Raw genomic sequence first — 2273 nt, 5'->3', positions numbered from 1 at the left:
ATTCGACCTTTAGCGATCGCTATCGGGGGATAGTTGTTTTTTGTTACAGCAGTATGGAGCAGTCTAACTGATGGCTATATTTCCAGATTATCGCCCGCAGGAAACCAATCTTCATCGAGAATTTGTTCAAGGGAACCAATGGGAATAACGGGGAAAGTATCGAGGGGTAATTGAGAGCGGTCACTGGCATTTTTTCGGGCTGAAAGATAACATTCATCAAAAATTTCCAAAAGATAAGGTTTCAGACTAGGACTATCTTTAAGTTCATCTAATATATCGAGACGAAAAGTTCTAATCTCTCCCTTCCAGTGACCTTCGTTTCTCTCTCTTTCTGCCGCCCAATATTTGAGCTTAAGTAAATGTTCTAATAATCGGGTTAACAGACTTTTAATTGTGCGCTTTTCACTCCTTCCCATACTTGCTAATTCCTCTAGTAAATTCTCTAAATCTACCCGCTCAAACTGTCTCGCTTGCAGTTGATTAATAGTAGTTCTAATCCAGAGATAAAAGTCTTCTTCGTACAGGGTTTTATTATCCATAATTTACCTCTATATATTACTCGTGGTCATTAGTGGGAAACCAATCTTCATCGAGAATTTGTTCAAGGGAACCAATGGGAATAGCGGGGAAAGTATCGAGGGGTAATTGAGTTCTAACTTGAGCCTCTTTTCTAGCAAATTGATAGCATTCCTCAAAGATTTCCAGAATATAGGGTTTTAAACTAGGGCTATCTTTAATTTCTTCGATTATTTGTCGGCGAAAGTTGATAATTTCTCCTTTCCAGTGACCCTCATTTCTTGCTCTTTCTCCTGTCCAGTAAGTTAGTTTCAGCAAATGTACCAGTAATTGAATCAAAAGATTTTCGATTTTGCGCTTTTCACTCCTTCCCATACTTGCTAATTCCTCCAGTAAATTCTCTAAATCTACCCGCTCAAACTGTCTCGCTTGCAGTTGATTAATAGTAGTTCTAATCCAGAGATAAAAGTCTTGTTCGTACAGGGTTTTATTGTCCATAATTGACCTCTATATATTACTCATGGTTATTAGTGGGAAACCAATCTTCATCGAGAATTTGTTCAAGGGAACCAAGGGGAATAGCGGGGAAAGTATCGAGGGGTAATTGAGAGCGATCACTAGCATCTTTTCTGGCAAATTGATAGCATTCCTCAAAGATTTCCAAAAGATAGGGTTTGAGACTAGGGCTATCTTTAACTTCTTTGATTATTTGTCGGCGAAAGTTTCTAATTTCCCCTTTCCAGTGACCCTCATTTCTAGCTTTTTCTCCTGTCCAGTAGGTTAGTTTCAGCAAATGTACCAGCAATTGAATCAAAAGATTTTCGATTTTGCGTTTTTCACTCCTTCCCATACTTGCTAACTCCTCCAGTAAATTATCTAAATCTACCCGCTCAAACTGTCTCGCTTGCAGTTGATTAATAGTGGTTCTAATCCAGAGATAAAAGTCTTGTTCGTACAGAGTTTTATTTTCCATAAATACTCACTTAAACTAAATAAAACGGGGATAATCATAAAACTTAACTATACAAACTAGCCACATATTCACCGTAGCCATTATAGGGCAGAGTTTCGATAATTTCCCAAGATAAATCACTTCTACTGCCGATAAATTTCTCCGTTGCTTGCGACCAACGGGGATGGGGTTTACTGGGGTTGACATTAGCCTCAAAATCGTATTCGTGAGCGTCAATTGTGTTCCAGTAGGTGGCGGGTTGTTTGGCGGTAAATTCAATTTTTACTATCGATTTTGCTCCTTTAAAACCGTATTTCCAAGGAATAACCATTCGCAAGGGTGCGCCCTGTTGTTTCGGTAAATCATGCCCGAAAATTCCCACAGCAAAGAAAGCTAATTCGTTGGCCATTTCTTCAATTCTTAAACCTTCTGTATAGGGCCAGGGTAAGGCTCCTAAATGTAATCCTGGCCCCTTAGTAATTTCGGGATTATAAAAGGAGGTGAAACGGACGAATTTTGCTTCGGGTTTTGGTTCCACTGCCGCGATTAAAGCACTCATCGGAAACCCCAGCCAAGGTAACACCATTGACCAAGCTTCCACACAACGAAAACGATAGATTCTTTCTTCGAGAGGAAAGGTTTTTTTAATAGTATCTATATCGTAGGTTTGGGGATTTTTTACCAATCCTCCCACTTCTACCGTCCAGGGATTCGTCGGTAATTTCTGCGCTTTTAACCAGATATTTTTCCCCCCTCCGAACTCATAAAAATTGTTATATCTCCCCGCTACAGTTTCGGCAGCTAT

Annotated in this window: 4 protein-coding genes; all 4 read right to left on the bottom strand. The window is 39.6% G+C overall.

Annotated elements, in window-relative coordinates:
* Nucleotides 1–74: 74 nt before the first annotated feature.
* Entirely contained in the window at nucleotides 75–539 is a 465-nt protein-coding gene (locus PX636_RS15215; RefSeq protein ID WP_002796831.1) for a DUF29 domain-containing protein, read from the bottom strand.
* Between the two features lie 16 nt (nucleotides 540–555).
* Nucleotides 556–1014, bottom strand: coding sequence for a DUF29 domain-containing protein (locus tag PX636_RS15210; RefSeq protein ID WP_288117721.1), 459 nt, complete (start codon nucleotides 1012–1014; stop codon nucleotides 556–558).
* 16 nt (nucleotides 1015–1030) lie between these two features.
* Complete coding sequence (locus PX636_RS15205; protein ID WP_002758350.1) at nucleotides 1031–1489, bottom strand: DUF29 domain-containing protein; 459 nt, start codon at nucleotides 1487–1489, stop codon at nucleotides 1031–1033.
* 43 nt (nucleotides 1490–1532) lie between these two features.
* Nucleotides 1533–2273, bottom strand: a 741-nt coding sequence (msrP, locus tag PX636_RS15200) for a protein-methionine-sulfoxide reductase catalytic subunit MsrP (protein WP_288117720.1), incomplete at its 5' end; no start/stop codon positions are given.

This window comes from Microcystis sp. M53598_WE2, from assembly GCF_030067735.1.
GTDB lineage: Bacteria > Cyanobacteriota > Cyanobacteriia > Cyanobacteriales > Microcystaceae > Microcystis > Microcystis aeruginosa.
This window is presented reverse-complemented; position numbering and strand designations above follow the sequence as displayed.